The sequence below is a fragment of the Burkholderia sp. Bp9012 genome, assembly GCF_003853825.1.
In the GTDB taxonomy this organism is placed as follows: Bacteria; Pseudomonadota; Gammaproteobacteria; order Burkholderiales; family Burkholderiaceae; genus Burkholderia; species Burkholderia diffusa.
This window is the reverse complement of the sequence record NZ_QTQA01000001.1, coordinates 356,673-374,881: the sequence shown is the minus strand read 5'-3', so window position 1 is coordinate 374,881 and position 18,209 is coordinate 356,673. Positions and strand designations below refer to the sequence as shown.

The 18,209-nt window shown below is 66.8% G+C and carries 16 protein-coding genes; 1 reads left to right on the top strand and 15 read right to left on the bottom strand.

Annotation, left to right across the window (positions count from 1 at the left end):
- Nucleotides 1-6 precede the first annotated feature (6 nt).
- From DIE11_RS01695 to DIE11_RS01665, 7 genes are all read right to left on the bottom strand, one after another.
- A complete protein-coding gene (locus DIE11_RS01695) occupies nucleotides 7-1,143 on the bottom strand; it encodes a glycosyltransferase family 4 protein (RefSeq protein WP_059601642.1) in 1,137 nt (378 codons plus the stop codon).
- Nucleotides 1,144-1,186: 43 nt separating this feature from the next.
- Nucleotides 1,187-2,146: a glycosyltransferase family 2 protein gene (locus DIE11_RS01690; protein WP_124621113.1), complete on the bottom strand. Its 960-nt coding sequence runs from the start codon at nucleotides 2,144-2,146 to the stop codon at nucleotides 1,187-1,189.
- A gap of 62 nt (nucleotides 2,147-2,208) precedes the next feature.
- Nucleotides 2,209-4,434, bottom strand: coding sequence for a polysaccharide biosynthesis tyrosine autokinase (locus DIE11_RS01685; protein WP_124621111.1), 2,226 nt, complete (start codon nucleotides 4,432-4,434; stop codon nucleotides 2,209-2,211).
- A gap of 50 nt (nucleotides 4,435-4,484) precedes the next feature.
- Nucleotides 4,485-5,663 (bottom strand): polysaccharide biosynthesis/export family protein, encoded by a 1,179-nt coding sequence (locus tag DIE11_RS01680; RefSeq protein WP_124621109.1) that lies wholly within the window; start codon nucleotides 5,661-5,663, stop codon nucleotides 4,485-4,487.
- Nucleotides 5,657-6,100, bottom strand: coding sequence for a low molecular weight protein-tyrosine-phosphatase (locus DIE11_RS01675; RefSeq protein ID WP_059531598.1), 444 nt, complete (start codon nucleotides 6,098-6,100; stop codon nucleotides 5,657-5,659). Before DIE11_RS01675 ends, DIE11_RS01680 begins: the two co-directional genes overlap by 7 nt.
- 40 nt (nucleotides 6,101-6,140) lie before the next feature.
- Nucleotides 6,141-7,556, bottom strand: a complete 1,416-nt coding sequence (locus DIE11_RS01670) for a UDP-glucose/GDP-mannose dehydrogenase family protein (protein WP_059531601.1) — start codon at nucleotides 7,554-7,556, stop codon at nucleotides 6,141-6,143.
- A 71-nt stretch (nucleotides 7,557-7,627) separates the two neighbouring features.
- The gene (locus DIE11_RS01665) at nucleotides 7,628-9,001 is read right to left on the bottom strand and encodes an undecaprenyl-phosphate glucose phosphotransferase (protein ID WP_124621107.1); all 1,374 of its coding nucleotides are present in this window, start codon (nucleotides 8,999-9,001) and stop codon (nucleotides 7,628-7,630) included.
- A 427-nt stretch (nucleotides 9,002-9,428) separates the two neighbouring features.
- Here DIE11_RS01665 and DIE11_RS01660 point away from each other — a divergent pair, with 427 nt between their 5' ends.
- A complete protein-coding gene (locus DIE11_RS01660) occupies nucleotides 9,429-10,955 on the top strand; it encodes a mannose-1-phosphate guanylyltransferase/mannose-6-phosphate isomerase (protein WP_124621106.1) in 1,527 nt (508 codons plus the stop codon).
- Between the two features lie 121 nt (nucleotides 10,956-11,076).
- Here the strand turns inward: DIE11_RS01660 and DIE11_RS01655 are convergent, their stop codons facing one another.
- The 8 genes from DIE11_RS01655 to DIE11_RS01615 form a co-directional block, all read right to left on the bottom strand.
- Nucleotides 11,077-12,018 carry a transposase gene (locus tag DIE11_RS01655; protein ID WP_124621104.1) on the bottom strand — a complete coding sequence of 314 codons (942 nt, stop codon included), beginning with the start codon at nucleotides 12,016-12,018 and terminating at the stop codon, nucleotides 11,077-11,079.
- Nucleotides 12,019-12,751: 733 nt separating this feature from the next.
- Nucleotides 12,752-13,333 carry a DUF3501 family protein gene (locus DIE11_RS01645; RefSeq protein WP_124621100.1) on the bottom strand — a complete coding sequence of 194 codons (582 nt, stop codon included), beginning with the start codon at nucleotides 13,331-13,333 and terminating at the stop codon, nucleotides 12,752-12,754.
- A 44-nt stretch (nucleotides 13,334-13,377) separates the two neighbouring features.
- The gene (locus DIE11_RS01640) at nucleotides 13,378-14,715 is read right to left on the bottom strand and encodes a heterodisulfide reductase-related iron-sulfur binding cluster (RefSeq protein ID WP_059601848.1); all 1,338 of its coding nucleotides are present in this window, start codon (nucleotides 14,713-14,715) and stop codon (nucleotides 13,378-13,380) included.
- 123 nt (nucleotides 14,716-14,838) lie between these two features.
- Nucleotides 14,839-15,261 (bottom strand): rubrerythrin family protein, encoded by a 423-nt coding sequence (locus tag DIE11_RS01635; RefSeq protein WP_059466550.1) that lies wholly within the window; start codon nucleotides 15,259-15,261, stop codon nucleotides 14,839-14,841.
- A 283-nt stretch (nucleotides 15,262-15,544) separates the two neighbouring features.
- Entirely contained in the window at nucleotides 15,545-16,813 is a 1,269-nt protein-coding gene (locus DIE11_RS01630; protein ID WP_124621098.1) for an RNA polymerase sigma factor, read from the bottom strand.
- A complete protein-coding gene (locus DIE11_RS01625; protein ID WP_124621095.1) occupies nucleotides 16,810-17,226 on the bottom strand; it encodes a VOC family protein in 417 nt (138 codons plus the stop codon). The genes DIE11_RS01630 and DIE11_RS01625 overlap by 4 nt, the downstream gene beginning before the upstream one ends.
- Nucleotides 17,227-17,261: 35 nt before the next feature.
- Nucleotides 17,262-17,681 (bottom strand): YciI family protein, encoded by a 420-nt coding sequence (locus DIE11_RS01620; protein WP_059818737.1) that lies wholly within the window; start codon nucleotides 17,679-17,681, stop codon nucleotides 17,262-17,264.
- Between the two features lie 124 nt (nucleotides 17,682-17,805).
- Nucleotides 17,806-18,159, bottom strand: coding sequence for a YciI family protein (locus DIE11_RS01615; RefSeq protein WP_059466554.1), 354 nt, complete (start codon nucleotides 18,157-18,159; stop codon nucleotides 17,806-17,808).
- Nucleotides 18,160-18,209: the final 50 nt, after the last annotated feature.

The window sequence follows — 18,209 nt, the reverse complement described above, 5'->3', positions numbered from 1 at the left end:
CCGTTCTCACCGCGACGACGGGCGCGAATCCGCGAGCGGCATCGCGAGACCAGCCGCCGCCGGCGTGCGACGCCGGCGCAGCATGTCGCGCGTGATCCGCACGTGCTGTTCGGCGAATGCCTGCGTGGTCAGGTCGCGCTCGCGCAGGCACGCGGCCGCGGCACGCGCGCATTCGAGCGCGGCGGCCGGATCGGCCACGAAGCGATCGGCGGCCTGGCGCATCGCCGCTGCGTCGAACGCCGGCACGTAGGCGGCCGTATCGTGCGGGAAGTAGTCGCTGAGCCCGCCGACGTCGGACACGATCATCGGCTTGCCGACCGCCGCCGCCTCGAGCATCACGGTGATGCCCGACGCGTGGAAGTTCGGCCGCAGCGGCACGACGATCACGTCGGCCCACGCGTACAGTTCGTGCTGCTTCGCGAGGCCCGACGCCGAGCCGATCTTCACGTTCGGTGCATGCCACTCGCGCGGCACGCGGCGCCGCGTCGCGAGCCGCACGTCGTAGCGCTCGTCGCCGCCGAACGCGGCGAGGAACGTGCGCCAGTCGCGATCGCGGTCGTTGCCGATCGCGGCGATCCGCAGCGGCCGGTTCGGCTGCCACTGCTGCGGCTCGGTGAGCGGGAAGTCCTGCGTGTTCAGCCCGTAGTAGACGAACTCGGCCTCGCGCCCGAGAAAGCGGCGGCACAGCTCGGCGTTGTCGCGGGCGAGCGTCGTCAGCGCGTCGGCGCGCGCGAGCAGCTTGCGGTACAGCCAGCGGCGCGGGCCGCCGAACGTGTTCCACTTGTCGAACAGCCACACGCTCTGCGCGAGCAGCAGCGGGCGCTTGCCTTGTGCGCCGGCGAGCTTCAGGATCAGCGCGGCGGCGAGATGCTCCTGCTCGGTGTGCGTCCAGATCACGTCGGTGCCCAACAACGCCGCGCGATTGCGCCACGCATGCACGACGTCGAAGCCAAGCGCCGCCTTCAGCGCACGGCGCACGAGGCTCGCGACGCGGTTCTCGCGCCGGTCCTGCGAATAGGTCAGCCGGAATTCGTCGGATTCCGCGTGGTGATAGCCGTACAGGCAGCCGATGTTCTCGCCTTTCCGGTAAGTACGCGGATCGGCGCCGTAGAACAGGTGGACGTGAACCTTCGTGGAATTCATGCAAGCCCTCCGGGGATGGCCGCGCGTCGTGCGCGCAGCCCGTTCAAGACGTCACCGGCGGCATCGCCGCACGATGGGGGGCAAGGTCGGCCCGGCGCGCATCGCGTGCGCCGCGGCGCACGGCGCGCCAGTGCTCGCGCACACGATCGCGCCGCGCGGTATGCAGCGACAGCAGCACATGCGCGAAGCCCGGATAGACGCGCGTGCCGATCAGCGTCCACCACCACCAAGCGATTTCGCGCCGCACCGGCGGCAGATGCTCGCGCAGGATCAGGTGCAGGTTGTACGCGCCATTGCTGATCGCATTCAGCGATGCCGCATCGCGCCGGTCGTCGTCGAAACGCTCGGCCGGAAAATGATCGACCGCGATCGCCGGGTCGTAGACGAGTTTCCAGCCGTCACGCTGCACCTGCATGCTGAAACCCATGTCGTTGTGCACCTGCGCGCCGGCGCCGCGCAGCCGCGTGTCGAAGCGCAGACGTTCGATCGCGGCGCGGCGGTAGCTCATGTTCGCGCCCTTGAGCATGTCGACTTCGCGCGCGCCGCCGACGCCCAGATGATGGTTGCCGACGATCTTGCCGGACAGCGTGAGCTGGCCGACGAGCTCGCGCGACTCGTCGAGCACGCGGCCCTTCTCGTGCACCCAGTCGCGGCCGCCGACCGCACCGACGCGCGGATCGGCCAGGAACACGGCTTCGACGCGCGCGAGCCAGTCGGCGCGCGGCGCCGCGTCGTCGTCGGTGATCGCGACGATGTCGCCGCTCGCCGAGTCGAGCCCCTTGTTCAGCGCGGCGACCTGCCCCGGCACGTCCACCGGCACGATCCGCAGCGGCAGCATGCCGCCGACCGCTGGATCGGCGAGGCGCTCGTGCGTGGCATCGTCCTCCGGGCGCGCGACGACGATCACCTCGTCGGGCAGCCGCTGCTGGCGCTGCAGCGCCAGCAGGCAGCGCGCGAGGTCGGCGGGACGCCTGTAGGTCGGAACGAGCACGGAAATTTTCATCGAGGGTTCTCCAGTCGGCCGGGCCGGCGCTGCGCACGCCGGCCCGGTTTCGTGCAATGCCGTCAGGCGCTCAGGTATTCGTGGACGGCCGCATAGCCGCGGCCGTAGCCGCGCGCCTTCGGCGGCACGCCGTTGAAGATCCCGCCTTCCAGATCGACGCCCGCGGTACGCAGGCGCTTGATCGCGTCGGCGATCTCGCCTTCGGTATGCATGCCCGAGCGCAGCACCAGGAAGGTCGCGCCGGCCATGCGGCCGATGATGGTCGCGTCGGTCACCGCCAGCACCGGCGGCGAGTCGATCAGCACGACGTCGTAGCGCTTGCCGAGCCCTTCGAGGTATTGCGGCAGGCGCGTCGACATCAGCAGCTCCGACGGGTTCGGCGGGCGCGTGCCGGCCGAGATGAACGACAGGCCCTGCACCGGCGTCTCGCGGATCGCCTCCTCGAGCGGCGACTGATCGCTCAGCAGTTCGGACAGACCCGGCTGCGCGGTGAGGCCGAAGTAGCGGTCGAGCATGCCGCGACGCATGTCGGCGTCGATCAACAGCACGCGCTTGCCCGAATGCGCGAGCAGCACCGCGAGGTTGACCGTCAGGAAGCTCTTGCCGATGCCCGGCGTCGGGCCGGTCAGCACGATCACGCGGTTCTTCGCATCCATCATCGCGAACTGCATCGCGGTGCGCAGGCTGCGCATGCTTTCGACGCTCAGGTCCTTCGGACGCAGGCTCGCGAGGATCGGCCGCGCGCGGCCGCCGCCCTTCTCGGCCATGGCGTCGAGCTTCACCTGCTCGGTGCTTTGCGGCACCAGTCCGTAAAGCGGCAGGTTGAACGTGCGCTCGACGCGATCCGGATCCTCGATGCCCTGGAACAGGTTGCGGCGCAGGAACACGACGCCGGTGCCGAGGATCAGCCCGAGGAATACCGCGGCCGACAAGATCAGCACCTTCTTCGGCTTGACCGGATCGCCCGGGCGCAGCGCGGAATCGACGAGGTGGATGTTGCCGCCCGTGCCGGCCTTCTGCACCGACAGCTCCTGCACGCGGTTCAGCAGCAGCACGTAGATGTCCTCGGCGACCTTCGCGTCGCGCTGGAGCTGGACGGCCTTCACTTCGGTCGCCGGCAGGCTGCGGAAGCGGTTGCTGAACTTGTCCTTCTCGCCCTGCAGTTCCGCGAGCTGCTGCTTCGCGGCGATCACCATCGGGTGCGAATCGGTGAAGCGCTGCGCGAGCGATGCGAGCTGCAGGCGCTGGGCCGCGATCTGCTGCTCGTACTGCACGCTGCCTTCGAGGTAGACCTTCGCCTCGTCGCTCGCGTTGATCGAGCCGGACGTGCGCTGATACTGCGTCAGCGCGGCTTCCGCCCGCTCGAGATCGGACTTCAGGCGCGGCTCCTCGCCCTTCAGGAAGTCGAGCATCTTGGTCGCTTCGGCCTGCTTCGCGATCACGTGCTGGTTCAGGTACGACTGCGCGAGCGCGTTCGCGATCGCGGCGGTCTGGTCCGGGTCCTTGCCTTCGAGCGAAATCTGCACGACGCCCGTCTGCTTGCCCTGCTCGGACACCTGGATGCCCGACTGGAAGCCGGTGATCGCGTCGAGATCGTTGTAGCGGACCACCGTGAATTGCGTGCCCGGACGCGCGACCAGCTTCTGCACAAGCAGCGTCACGCCGCCGCCCTGCTCCGATTCGCCGACACGGCCCGACAGCAGGCGGCTGCCGTTCGCGTCGACGAGCGTGTAGGTGCCGTTCGGACCGGCCGTCAGCGTCAGCTTCTTGCCTTCGAGCGCGGGCACGACGTTGATCGTGTCGATGTCGGCGACTTCGCCGCCCCATGCGTACGACCGCAGGCCGAACCAGGCGCGCGAAGGCTCGCCGGGCGTCGCGACGCGCGCGGACAGGCTGCCGAGCAGCGGAATCGTCTTCGGCACGACCGAGAAGTTCAGCTTGAACTGCTCGACGACCGGCGTGACGACGCCGCGGCTCTTGATGATCTCGATTTCCGCGTCGGTCTGCGCTTGCTGCGGGCCGCTGTTGATCGTCGCACCCGTCTGCGTCTGCGTGAGCGCCTGCGACGTGTTGTCGTTGCTCTCGACCCGCACGTGCACATCCGCCTGATACACCGGTTTCGCGATGTAGCAGTAGAGGCCGGCGAGCGCGATGACGGTCACCGCGATGCCGAGCAGCAGCCAGATGTCGTCCATCAGCACCTGGAGCAGCTGGCCGAGGACGACGTCCTCTTCCTCGGTTTTCGCGGTCAGATCCGCGTAGGCGTGTTTTGCTTGCGTGTTCACCATTCGTTCCCGCTTGAGTGGTGCCGGGGGGCAGACGCCACCCCGGCGGGCTATCAGCGCGTGATTTGCCGCATGTAGAAGATCGTCTGGATCGTCGGCAGCACCTGCTGCAGCACACGGTTGAACTGCACCGAGCTGGCCGTGCTGACGTAAACGACGTCAAGCGGCTGGAGCGGGAAGCGGCTCGACAGCATCAGCGCATCCGGCTGCGTCATGTCGAGACGGAACACTTCCGGCTTCGTCGGGTTGTCACGCATCCCGCGCATCACGTAGATCTTGCGCGGGTTCGCATCGGTGTCGAGGATGCCGCCGCCGGCCGTCAGCGCGTCGGCGATGGTCAGCCTGCCCTTGAGCATCGGCACCGTGACCGGCGTCTTGACCTCGCCCATGATGAACACGCGGCTGTCGCTGCGGTCCGGCACGTTGACGATGTCGCCCTGCTGCAGCATCACGTTCTGCTTCACTTCGCCGCGGTCGAGCACGCCGTTCGCGTCGAGCGTGTAGAGCTTGCCGTCGCGCGTCAGGCGCACGCGCTGCAGGTCGGCCTCGGCGGTCGAGCCGCCCGAGCGCGAGATCGCGTCGACGAGCGTCAGCGGCACGTCGCTCATCGCGAGCGGGCCGGGCGTCTTCACCTCGCCCGTCACCTGCACCTTCTGGCTGCGGAACGACAGCACGCGCACATCGAGCTGCGGATTCTTCACGTAGCGCGCAAGGCGCGTGGCCAACTCGTCGCGCGTCTGCGCGATCGTCTTGCCCGCCACGTGGATGCGGCCGACGAACGGGAAGAAGATCGTGCCGTCGGCGGCCACGGTCTGGCCGTACGGATCGGCCTGGCCCGGCAGCGACGACGAATACGGCTGCTGCAGCGCGCCCGCGATCGTCTGCGTCGTGTTGCCGCCGCTCGAGAACGACTGGCCCTGCGGCGTCGTCAGCTCGGGGTGGTCCCACACGGTGACGCCGAGAATGTCCTGCGGGCCGATGCGGTAAACGTACTGCGACGGATCGGTGTAACGGCCCGGCGGCAGCGGGTGTTCGACCTGCTGCTTCTGCAGCTGATCCATCACCAGCTTCGCGTCGATGTAATGAACCGGATAGGTTTCGGCCTGACCTTGCCGGCCTTCGTCCTTCAGGTTCGACGAGTCGAGATAGTTGCCGGGCGCAGTCGCGCAGGCCGACAGGAAGGTCGTCATCGCGACGGCGAGCGCCAGCGGGCGCATGGGACGTTTCAGCATAGTTTTTGCAGCCATCCTTGAACCAGACGTTCGATCAATGAGTAGCTCTCGCGATAGTCGGCCTCGGGGCCGCCATGCGGATCCGCGATCTCGGCGTCCTCCCACTTGCCCAGCAGGTGAACCTTGCCGCGCGCGAACGGATCGACCGATTCGACGGCCTTGATCTGTTCGCGCTCGCTGACGAGAATCAGGTCGGCGTCGCGCACGATCCGGCGCGACAGCCGCCGCGACCGGTGTGTCGTCGCATCGACGCCGCGCTCGGCGAGCAGTTGCCGCATTACCGGATCGATGCCGTCGCCGTCGTTCGCACGCACGCCGGCGGAGTGGAACGTCACGCGCGGGCCGCCGCGCGACGCCGCGTGCGACTTGAACAGCAGTTCCGCCGCCGGGCTGCGGCAGACGTTCGCATGACAGACGATCAGGATGTTCCGGAACATGGCGTCTCGATTCGGGTTACGGGTAACGGCGACGCGCGGGTCACGCGTTCGCGCGCGCGGCGCCCGGCACGCGGGCGGCGACGGCCTGACGCGAGCCGGGGCGGCCGATCGGGTGGTATTCGATGCCCTGCTCGCTCATCGTCTCCGGCTCGTACAGGTTGCGGCCGTCGAAGATCACCGGCGATTTCCATTGACGGCCGAGCGCGACGAAATCCGGGCTCTTGAACGCCTTCCATTCGGTGACGATCACGAGCGCGTCGGCATCGCGCGCGGCCTGCGCCTCGTCGTCGACGAACGTGAGACGCTCGAGCCAGCTCGGGTGATCCGCGAGATCGAGCGCGAGCACGCGGCGCGCTTCCTGCTGCGCGACCGGGTCGTACGCCGCGATGCGCGCGCCGCGCGACAGCAGCTCGGCGATCAGCTCGCGGCTCGGTGCCTCGCGCATGTCGTCGGTATTCGGCTTGAACGCGAGCCCCCAGATGGCGAACGTGCGGCCCGTCAGGTCCTCGCCGAAGCGCGCGACGATCTTGTCGGCAAGCACGCGCTTTTGCGTCGCGTTGACCGACGACACGGCCTTCAGGATCTGCAGCGACTGGCCGTGCTCGTCGGCCGTGCGGATCAGCGCCTCGACGTCCTTCGGGAAGCACGAGCCGCCGTAGCCGCAGCCCGCATACAGGAAGTGATAGCCGATGCGCGGATCGGAACCGATCCCGCGGCGCACGGCCTCGATGTCCGCGCCGAAGCGGTCGGCCAGGTTCGCCAGTTCGTTCATGAACGAGATGCGCGTCGCGAGCATCGCGTTCGCCGCGTATTTCGTGAATTCGGCCGAGCGCACGTCCATGTACAGCGTGCGTTCGTGGTTGCGGTTGAACGGGGCGTAGAGCTTCTTCATCAGCTCGCGCGCGCGCTCGCCCGGCACGTCGTCGTCGCAGCCGATCACGATGCGGTCCGGCCGCGTGAAATCGTCGACCGCCGCGCCTTCCTTGAGGAATTCCGGATTCGACACGACGGAGAACATCGGGGCGTCGCCGCCGCGCTTCGAAAGTTCCTCGGCCACCGCCGCGCGCACGCGCTCGGCCGTGCCGACCGGCACCGTCGACTTGTCGACGATCACCTTGAAGCCCTTCATGTAGCGGCCGATGTTGCGCGCCGCCGCGAGCACGTACTGCAGGTCGGCCGAGCCGTCCTCGTCGGGCGGCGTGCCGACCGCGATGAACTGCACGTCGCCGTGCGCGACCGCGGCCTCGATGTCGGTCGAGAAGCGCAGGCGGCCGGCCGCGCGGTTGCGCGCGATGACTTCCTTGAGGCCCGGCTCGTGGATCGGCACGCCGCCGTTGTTCAGGACGTCGATCTTTGCCTGATCGACGTCGAGACAGAACACGTCGTGCCCGATGTCGGCGAGACAGGCGCCGGTGACAAGACCTACGTAACCGCTGCCGATGATAGTCAGATTCATGATGTGTCGGACCTCGTGACCAATGATTCGAAATTCGTGAAACCGGAGTGTCTGCGCGGGACGAAACCGCGTCAGTAAGCGTTGCTGCCGGTGAAGCCTTTCCAGAGCGTCAGCACGACGATCTTGATGTCGAGCCAGAACGACCAGTTCTGCATGTAGTACAGATCGAGCTTCACGCGTCCCATCATCTTCTCGATCTGGTCGGTCTCGCCGCGAAAGCCGTTGATCTGCGCCCAGCCGGTGATGCCCGGTTTGATCCGGTAGCGGAACATGTAGCCCTTCACCAGATCCTTGTAGATGTCGTCGTGCGCAAGCGCGTGAGGCCGCGGACCGACGACCGACATCTCGCCCTTCAGCACGTTGATGAACTGCGGCAGTTCGTCGAGGCTCGTGCGGCGCAGGAAGCGGCCGACCGGCGTCACACGCGTGTCGTTCTTGGTGGCCTGCGTGACCTGCCCCGCGACTTCCTGATGCACCTTCATCGAGCGGAACTTGTAGATCTCGAACTCGTGGCCATCGATGCCCTTGCGCTTCTGGCGGAAGAACACCGGCCCGCGCGACGTGAGCTTGATCAGACATGCGATCAGCAGCATCACCGGCGCGAGCGCGGTAAGCGCCGCCAGTGCGAACAGCCGGTCGAACACGAACTTCGGCAGGATCCGCACGTCGGTGATCGGCGACGCCGCGAGGTTGATCGCCGGCACGCCGAGCACCTCGACCACTTCCTGGTTGAAGAACGACAGCGTGCGCACGTCCGGAATGAAACGGATGTTCACGAAGTCGTGGCGGAACACCGTCACGATCTGGTGAATCCGGCGCTCCTCCGTGATCGGCAGCGTGAGCCACAGCTCGCTGATCGCGCGGCTGCGCACCAGCCACACCAGCGATTCGAACTGCCGCTCGATGCGCACGTCGTCGAGCGCGACTTCGCCCGGTACTTCGCTTTCGTCGTACACGCACACCGGGTTGAAGCCCGCTTCCGGACGCGCCCGCATCTGTGCGATCAGCCGCCGCGCCGCCGGCGTGCCGCCGACGATCGCCACTGCCTTCAGGTTGTAGCCGCCGCGGCGCAGTTGCCGGAGCACGACGTGCACGCAAGCCTTGGAGCCGGCGAGCAGCGCCATCGTCACCACCGCCCAGTAACCGAGCCACAGTCGCGACAGGTCGCCCGACTGGTGGAAGCTGAAACTCATCAGGATGCCCGCGAGCTCGACCACCAGCCACGCGAACGCGACGCGCCCCACCAGACCGACGAGACGCTTGCCGCGCCACGACTGGTAAATGCCGATGGCCGGAAAGAACACGACGACCAGCAGGCAGTCGAACAGCACCGTCGTGCGCTGCAGGTCGTTGAGCCAGATGCTGCCGCCGTGCAGCGCGGCGGCGATCAACGCCCCCAACACGACCATCGCAATATCGATGACTCTCGCCAGCACGCTCAACATGTCTGCTTCCTCTTTGAACAGGCGTTTGCCGAACAGCTCCTCGTGCAGCCCGTGCCGCACCTTCGATTCAAACGTTGCATGACGCTATTGAAGCGACAAGAAAATCGCTCCTCAAGCGCTCAAGTATTTCGAAAAATAATCGGAAATTCTTGCCGCGACATTTCCGAATTAAATCGGCACGTTTTCCCGAATCGATCGTGAATCGGGATTTTTTCGAGAACTTTACGGTTCCAACGAACCCTTTTCAGGACGGGGCTCCAGCCCGATTCGTCGAATTATTTTTTATTTTTTTATTTGCATCGCGTGCCATCGAAGAAAAATTTTCCTGATACGTGCGCGTCGAATATCGCGCAAATCGCCCCGGTTTTATTGTCGATTTACTTCATGCTACAAACAGGCACTGACTTCAATCGAGGAGAGTGTCATCATGAATGCTCCGGCCGTGGCAGCCGATACGCGCCCTTCTTCTTCCGCCGCAACCGACGCCGCGACGCGGGTCGCGGTGCAGCCGGTGATCCTTGCAGGCGGTTCGGGCACGCGTCTGTGGCCGATGTCGCGCGAACACTATCCGAAACAGCTGATCGGCCTGCTCGGCGATCATTCGCTGCTGCAATCCACCGCGCTGAGGCTCGACGGCCTCGCGACCGGTCATCCGCTGAACGACGACGTGCTGATTGTGTGCGGTGAGGATCACCGCTTCACGACTGCCGAGCAACTGCGCCTGACCGGCAAGCGTGCATCGATCATGCTCGAGCCGCTCGGCCGCGACACCGCGCCCGCGCTGACGCTCGCCGCGCTGCGGATCGTCGCCGGCGGCGGCGATGCCGTGATGACCGTGATGCCGGCCGACCACGCGGTGGCCGACCAGCCGCGCTTTCATGCGGCCGTCGCGGCCGGCGTGCACTGCGCCGCCCAGGGCAAGATCGCGACGATGGGCATCGTGCCGGGCCGTGCCGAAACGGGCTACGGCTACATCCGCGTCGGCGCGCCGCTCGGCGACGCCGCTACCGGCAACCTCGACGTGCGCCGTCTCGACCGCTTCGTCGAGAAGCCGCATCTCGAACTCGCGCAGCAGTACGTCGCGTCCGGCGAATACTGGTGGAACAGCGGGATCTTCATCGTGCGCGCGTCGGTGTGGCTGAACGCGATCCGCCAGCTCGAACCGGAGATCCTCGCAGCCTGCGAGCAGGCCGTCGCAGGCGGCAAGGACGACGGCGACTTCTTCCGCGTCGACCGCGACGCGTTCGCCGCGTCGCCGTCGAACTCGATCGACTACGCGGTGATGGAGCGGCTCGTGAACCTGCCGCAGCTGTGCGAAGGCGTCGTCGTGCCGCTCGACGCGGGTTGGTCGGACGTCGGTTCGTGGGACGCGATCTGGCAGATCCTGCCGAAGGACGAAGCCGAGAACGTCGGCCGCGGCCACGTGCTGTTCGAAAACGCCGAATCGACTTTCGCGCATTCGGAAAGCCGGCTTATCGCGTGTGTCGGCACGCGCAATCTCGTCGTCGTCGAAACGCCGGACGCCGTGCTCGTCGCCGACAAATCCTGCGTGCAGGACGTGAAGAAGATCGTCGGGCGCATCAAGGCCGAACGCGGCGCGGAAGCGACCGATCATCGCAAGGTCCATCGCCCGTGGGGTCATTACGACTCGGTCGACATGGGCGAGCGCTTCCAGGTGAAACGCATCGTCGTGAAGCCGGGCGCACGACTGTCGCTGCAGATGCACCATCACCGCGCCGAACACTGGATAGTCGTGCGCGGCACCGCGCGCATCACGCGCGGCGACGAAACCTTCCTGCTGTCGGAAAACGAATCGACGTACATCCCGCTCGGCGTGTCGCACCGTCTCGAGAACCCGGGCAAGATGCCGCTCGAGCTGATCGAAGTGCAGTCGGGCGCGTATCTCGGCGAGGACGACATCGTCCGCTTCGACGATACCTACGGTCGCCAGTGATGCCACGCCTGCCGGGCGCGCCGCCTCGACGGTGCGCCCGGCATCACGGGCATGCCGAAGACAAAAAAACGCGCGGGCGTCGTGACGGACGACGACCCGCGCGTTTTCGTTCGGACGACGATCAACCTACGCGATACGCGTATTCGCGGCGGTCCGCCTGCACGGGATCGTTGCGGCTCTCGGACAACGCGCCCGCACGACGCTCGGCGATGAAGCGCTTGATGTCCGACTCGGCACGTGCCAGCTCGGACAGGCCGGCCAGCACCTCGCTTTGCGGCGCACGCACCGGTTCGTCGCTCGCCCCGTGGCGATCGATCCACTGACGCGCCCAGTCGAGCGCGTACTGCTCCGCTTCCTCCGGATCGGTGAAACGCGGGCCGATCAGGCCCGAGCGCTCGACGCGCCGGTCGTCCTGCGTGATCTCGGCCCACGCGCGGTACATCAGGTTCTGCACCGGTTGCGCGCTGCCGCAGATCGTATAGCCACGATATTCGTCGACTTGCGGCTCGGCCGCGGCGAAGCTCGCGGCGGACGGACGCCCGTGACGCAGCCCCGCGGGCTGCGCGCCCGGCACCGCGAACGATGCACCGCGCGACGCGTCGTCGGCGGCGTTCGGCATCGCGGTCAGCGTCGCGCCCTCGCCATCCCAAACGTTTGCCTGAGCGACCGGCAGTTGCCACGACTCGGGGTTCTGCCAGAACACGCCGCGCAGACGGTCGTTGTCGGGCACGGGCTCCGCGCGGCATGCCGGTGCGACCGGCACCGGCGGCGGCGGCACGTACGCGAACGTGCGCCCGCTGAACTGGGTCAGCACGTCGATCATCTGCAGCAGCGTGCCGTTCGCGAGCCACTCCTCGTAGCGGCGGCGGCACGTCGGCCCGGACGGATAGCGTCCGGGCAGTTTGGACCACGCTTCACCGGTCGTCAGGATCCAGAGAACCGCGTTGGCGACAACGCGCGGTTCGGCTCGCGGACGGCCTCGACGGTTCAGCCGAATGGGTTCATCGGCGATCAGCGTTGAAAGTCGAAACCACTCTTCATCGTTAAGCTCATCGAAGAACATAGTCGATTTCTCCACGCAGCCAGGCCGGGGCTGCGATTGTCGGCGCCGTCGTCACGCATCGCGTCACGGGGCGGCCCGGTTGCACATTATGGTTATCCGGTCGTTGTGCATGCCGGTGCGACACCGCACTTTCACGGTGCCGCCATTCACGGCAATGGCGCACAAACTACGGTCTCACTCCAATGTGGGAATTTTTGTGCACGAAGCATACCATCCTCAGGGTTTATCTCAATATGACAATGACTTAATGTTACGCACTGAAACAACCTGCCATGGATGCGCAATCCATTTACGCTTGAATTTTTTTACGCGATCGTTATGCGGGGTGCTGGAAAGCCCCGTCTGGCGGGGCTCTGCGGGGTGCGGATGCGGCCCGACCGGCAGGCCGCCGGACTTGTTCCGACCCTTGCCTGAAACAATTCCGGGAATTGCCGCCGAAAATCGGTAAATCAGGGGAAAATTCGTAACAAGATATTCACGGATCGGTAAATCGTTCAAACTCGATTGAACTGAATTTTCCCCGTGCACAATCTTTTTATTGTTTCTCTGCGAGTAGTGAAAGCGGCCGCCGGTCGATGCACATCGTTTCCCGGCATGCAAGCGTCGGCGGGTCTGTTACATCCTCGGCGTAGCAGACAGCCGACAGTGGCGGGCGCAACGATCGGGCGCCGCGTTCCGGGTCGGAACGATGGGGAATCCGCGCGATACGGAAAGCGGCACCCGGCCGCACGCATCAGCGCAGATCGCCGGCCAGCGACGCGGCGACGTCCGCGTCCACCCGTTGCGGCTGCACCGTGTAGGCCGGGTGATCGCAGCCGATCGACAGCGTCGCGCCGCCCTTGAGCGCCGCGCGCATCGGCTCGCCCAGTTCGAAGCGCACGAAATGCACGGCCGAGGTCTTCTCCGCGTTGTCGCGGTCCAGATCCTCGTCGGCGATCGCATAGACGTCGGGGTGCCCGTCGACCCGCAGGTACACGCGATCCTCGACGCCGATCAGCCGCGCGAGCGCCGCCCGCCGTTCGGCCTCGTGCTCGTATTCGATCTGCAGCGTTGCCTTCAGGTTGGTGCCGTCGGGCACGAGCGGCAGATAGGCTTCCAGTTCACCTTCGATGCCGGCCTCGTCGAAGATCTTCTCGATGTGCAGCATTTCCTGGATCTGGTAGCGGATCGTGGTCTCGTCCTCGAACAGCAAACGCAGATGGTTGCCCAGCGCCACCGCGCGGCGGCGCTTGTACGCGACGAGCCGCGCGTGTTCGGTTTTGCGGATCTTCGCGTACGCTTCGAGCGTCAGCAGCGAGTCGCGGGTCAGCGTCATGGCGTGTCCTTGGATAGCGTCGATGTCTTCGTGGCGCGGCCGGTTCAGATACCGTACGCGCGGCGCAGCAGCGTCAGCGGATGCGCGAGCGGCGCGGCGGGCAACCCTTTCTCGTCGATGCCCTGCACGATGTGATGCCCGGCGAGCGCGCAGTCCGACGACACGACATCCGGCTTCGGCTCGGCCATCGCCTTGAACACCGGCGCACCGATCCGCATCGCGTCCGCATGGAAGGCCTTTTTCACGCCGAACGTGCCCGCATGCCCCGAGCAGCGCTCGACGACGTTCACGCGCGTATCGGGCACGAGCGACAGCGTGTCGGCCGTCTTGCGGCCGATGTTCTGCACACGCGCATGGCACGGCACGTGATACGACACGGTGCCGAGGCCCTGCTTGAAGTCGGTCTTCAGCAAACCGTCGCGATGTCGCGCGATCACGTATTCGAACGGATCCCAGAATGCATCGGCCACCGCGCGCACGGCGTCGTCGCCGGGAAACATCAGCGGCAGTTCGCTCTTGTACATCAGCACGCAGCTCGGGATGGCGCCGATCAGCGCATAGCCTTCGCGCGCATAACGCTCCAGCACCGGAATGTTCACGGCCTTCTTCGCGGCGACGCCCGCAAGGTTGCCCTGCTCGAGGAGCGGCATCCCGCAGCACGCTTCGCGCGTGACGAGCTCGTACGGGATCTCGTTGTGCGCGAGGATCGCCAGCAGGTCGTGGCCGATCCCCGGCTCGTTGAAGTTCACGTAGCACGTCGCGTAGATCGCGACCTTGCCGGGCGTGCGTTCGCCGTCACGTACCGGCAGCCCGTCCGAGCGCTTCGCGGCACGCCGAAACTTGCGCGGTGCGAACTCCGGCAGCCATGCGTTGCGATCGACGCCGAGCGCCGCCTCGAGCGCGTGGCGCGCCGGCGGCGTACGATTCACCGCGTTCACCGTCTGCGTGACGATCGGAATGCCCGCGAAATGCCCGAGCGCGTCGGTGTTCGACAGCACCTTGTCGCGCAGCGGCGCCTCTCCGCGCTTGTAGCGCGCTGCCTTGCCGCGCAGCATCAGGTGCGGGAAGTCGACGTTCCATGCGTGCGGCGGCACGTACGGGCATTTCGTCATGTAGCAGAGGTCGCACAGGTAGCACTGGTCGACGACCTTGCCGAACGCATCCTTCGGCACTTCCTCGATGTCGCCCATCGGCGTTTCGTCGACGAGATCGAACAGCGTGGGAAACGCGCCGCACAACGACACGCAGCGCCGGCACCCGGCGCAGATGTCGAACACGCGCGTCATTTCCGCATCGATCGCGGCCTGGTCGTAGAACGCTTCGGACTGCCAGTCGAGCGGATGCCGCGTCGGGGCTTCGAGACTGCCTTCCTTGTGTGGCATGGGGCGCTCCAGCGTAGCGCGCATGCGCGCGGACTCGCCGCCCGCGTGATGCGGGCAGCGATCGACGCACGGCCGGCCGCAGGATGTCCGGCCGGGCCGTGCTGCCTTGCTGCCGGACCCGCGTCAGTCGACGAGTGCGTCGAGCGCCTTCGTATAGCGGTTGGCGTGGCTGCGTTCTGCCTTCGCGAGCGTCTCGAACCAGTTCGCGATTTCGTCGAAGCCTTCGTCGCGCGCCGTCTTCGCCATGCCCGGATACATGTCGGTGTATTCGTGCGTCTCGCCGGCGATCGCCGATTCGAGGTTCAGCCGCGACGAGCCGAACGGCAGCCCCGTCGCCGGATCGCCGACTGCCTCCAGGTATTCGAGGTGGCCGTGCGCGTGGCCCGTTTCGCCTTCGGCAGTCGAGCGGAACAGCGCGGCGACGTCGTTCTGGCCTTCGACGTCGGCCTTCGAAGCGAAATACAGATAGCGCCGGTTCGCTTGCGATTCGCCCGCGAATGCGGCCTTCAGATTCTCTTCGGTCTTGCTGCCCTTGAGTTGAGCCATGTGTGCCTCCGTTCGAGCCGGCGCGGCCGCGTGCGAAGCCTGGCCGATGATGTATGTGGGGCACGAAGCGTATGCCGGACGCGCACGCTTCGTGCCTTTTAATCTAGGCGCTGGCGTTCGCATCCCCCAATAGGCTTTTTCAATCCGCGCGATAGCGGAGGGCGGGAATAAGGGACAAGTTGGCGGGCGCGTCGCCGGGTGGGTCGGCGTTTCGCTCGAGATTCGGCTTCCGGGCTTCCGGCGCCACGGCCGGTGCACTCGCACCGGCGTCGCTCGTCATGCGTCACGCATCCGTCGCACGCTTCAGCAGCAATTCCCTTTCGCGTTCGTTCCGGGTCAATTCCGCCGCACGACGGAACTCGACCTTCGCTTCGTCGGCGCGGCCGAGCTTCGCGAGCAGGTCGCCGCGCACGCTCGGCAACCAGTGATAGCGGGCGAGCGCCGGATCGTCGCGCAGCACGTCGACGATTTCCAGTGCCGCGGCGGGCCCGAACGCCATCCCCACCGCCACCGCGCGGTTCAGCTCGACGACCGGCGACGGTGCGACTTCCGCAAGCGCGTCGTAGAGCGCGACGATTTGCGCCCAGTCCGTTTCCGACGCGTGCCGCGCGCGCGCATGGCACGCCGCCAGCGCGGCCTGCAGCGCGTACGGGCCACGCATGCCCCCGAGCTTCGTCGCCCGCTCGAGCGCGGCGAGGCCGCGCCGGATCAGCAGCGGATCCCAGCGGCTGCGGTCCTGGTCGAGCAGCAGCACGGGCCGCCCCTGCGCATCGGTCCGCGCGTGCATGCGCGACGCCTGCAGTTCCATCAGCGCGACGAGCCCGAGCACTTCGCTTTCATCCGGCACGAGCCCCGCCAGGACGCGGCCGAGACGCAGCGCCTCGTCGCACAGCGCCGGGCGCGTCCAGTCGTCGCCCGTGGTCGCCGCATGGCCTTCGTTGAACACCAGGTAGATCACTTCGAGCACCGACGCGAGCCGCGCGGGCCGCGCATCGGCGGCCGGTACCTCGAACGGCACGCGCGCCGCCGCGAGCGTGCGCTTCGCGCGCACGATGCGCTGCGCGATCGTCGGCTCGGGCGACAGGAACGCGCGCGCGATCTCGCTCGTGGTCAACCCGCCGAGCAGCCGCAACGTCAGCGCAACGCGCGCGTCGGTCGACAGCACCGGATGGCACGACGTGAAGATCAGCCGCAGCAGGTCGTCGCCGATATCGTCGGCGCTCGCATCGGCGAGTGCGTCCGCGATGTCGGGGACGACATGCGCTTCGAGCGCGTCCATTTCATGCCCGAGCTGGTCGCGCTTCGCCGCATGCAGCGACTCCTGCCGGACCCGGTCGAGCGCGCGCCGCTTCACGGCCGTCATCAGCCACGCGGCCGGGTTGTCGGGCACACCGTCGACGGGCCAGTGCTCGAGCGCCGCGACGAGCGTGTCCTGCGCGAGCTCCTCGGCCACGCCGACGTCGCGCACCACGCGCGCGGCGCGGGCAATGATCTTCGGCGCCTCGATCCGCCAGACCGCTTCGATCGCACGGTGAGTCGCCTCACGCGTCACGACGCCTGCCCCTGGGCGGACGCATCCAGCGGCATGGCCATCAGCTCCCATGCGTGACCGTCCGGATCGTCGAATCCGTGGCCGTACATGTTCGGATACTCGCGCGGCGCTTGCGGCGCGGACCCGCCGGCCGCGAGCGCCTTCGCGACGATCGCGTCGACCTCGGCGCGGCTGTCGCACGACAGGCACGACAGCACCTGCACCTGCGTCGCCGGATCGACGATGGTCTTGCCGGTGAAGGTCTGGAAAAACGGCCGCACGAGCAGCATCGCGAAAATCGTGTCGCTGATCTTGATGCAGGCGGCCTGTTCGTTGGTATAGGCCGGCACGACCTCGAAGCCGAGTGCCTGGTAGAACGCCTTCGAGCGCGGCAGGTCGGCCACGGGCAAGTTGATGAAAACCATCTTGTGCATGACGGATGCTCCGGTGAGATTGGATTCGCGCAGAATCAGGCTTGGGTGCGGCCGACGTGGAGATCGCGAAACCGCTCGACCGCGTCGCTCGGTGTGAGGTCGTCGAGCTCGAACAACGGCCGCACCTCGATCTCGCAATCCATTTCGGCACCGAACGGCGCGGGAAACCGGCGCGTCCACTCGAGCGCCTCGTCGCGCGAGCGCACCTGGATCAACGTGTAGCCGGCAATCAATTCCTTCGTCTCCGCGAACGGGCCGTCGACTACCGTGCCCTTGCCGCCGGTGTACCGCACGCGCCAGCCGCGCGCGCTCGGCCGCAAGCCGTTCGCATCGAGCAGCACGCCGGCCCTGGCCAGTTCCTCGTGGTAGACCGTCATCGCCTCGACCAGCCGGTTGTCCGGCAACGCATCGGATTCGCTGACGGCGTTCGCCCGGATCATGATCATGAATCGCATCGCTCGCTCCTTGTCATCGGTGAAAAGGGCGTCCGCTCATCGGCGCCTTATCCGGACGACGGGCGGCAGACCGCCGGATCGACGTGCCGCGCGACGAATCAGGGTAAATACCGAGACGCAGCTGTCACAGGAAGCACGGGCCGACCGCGCGCACTTCGACCGTGCACCACTGCGCGGCCGGACACTGGCGCGCGATCTCAATCGCTTCGTCGCGCGTGTCGACGTCGACGATGAAGAAGCCGCCGACCATTTCCTTCGCCTCGGCAAACGGGCCGTCGACGAGGCGCGTCTCGCCTTCGCGCACCTGCACGCGCGTCGCGCGTTCGGAGCGCTCCAGCGACTCGACGCCGCGCAGCACGCCGCGCGCTTTCAGCGTCTCCGCGAAATCGACCATTCGCGCGTACAGCGCCTGCCCGTCTTCGAGCGTGCGTTCGGCGCGCTGGCCGGTCGGTTCGACAATCAACAGCATGTAGGACATGGAATTCTCCTGTGGGGGCCGTGCGCGCAAGCGTTCGGATCGCAGGCCGG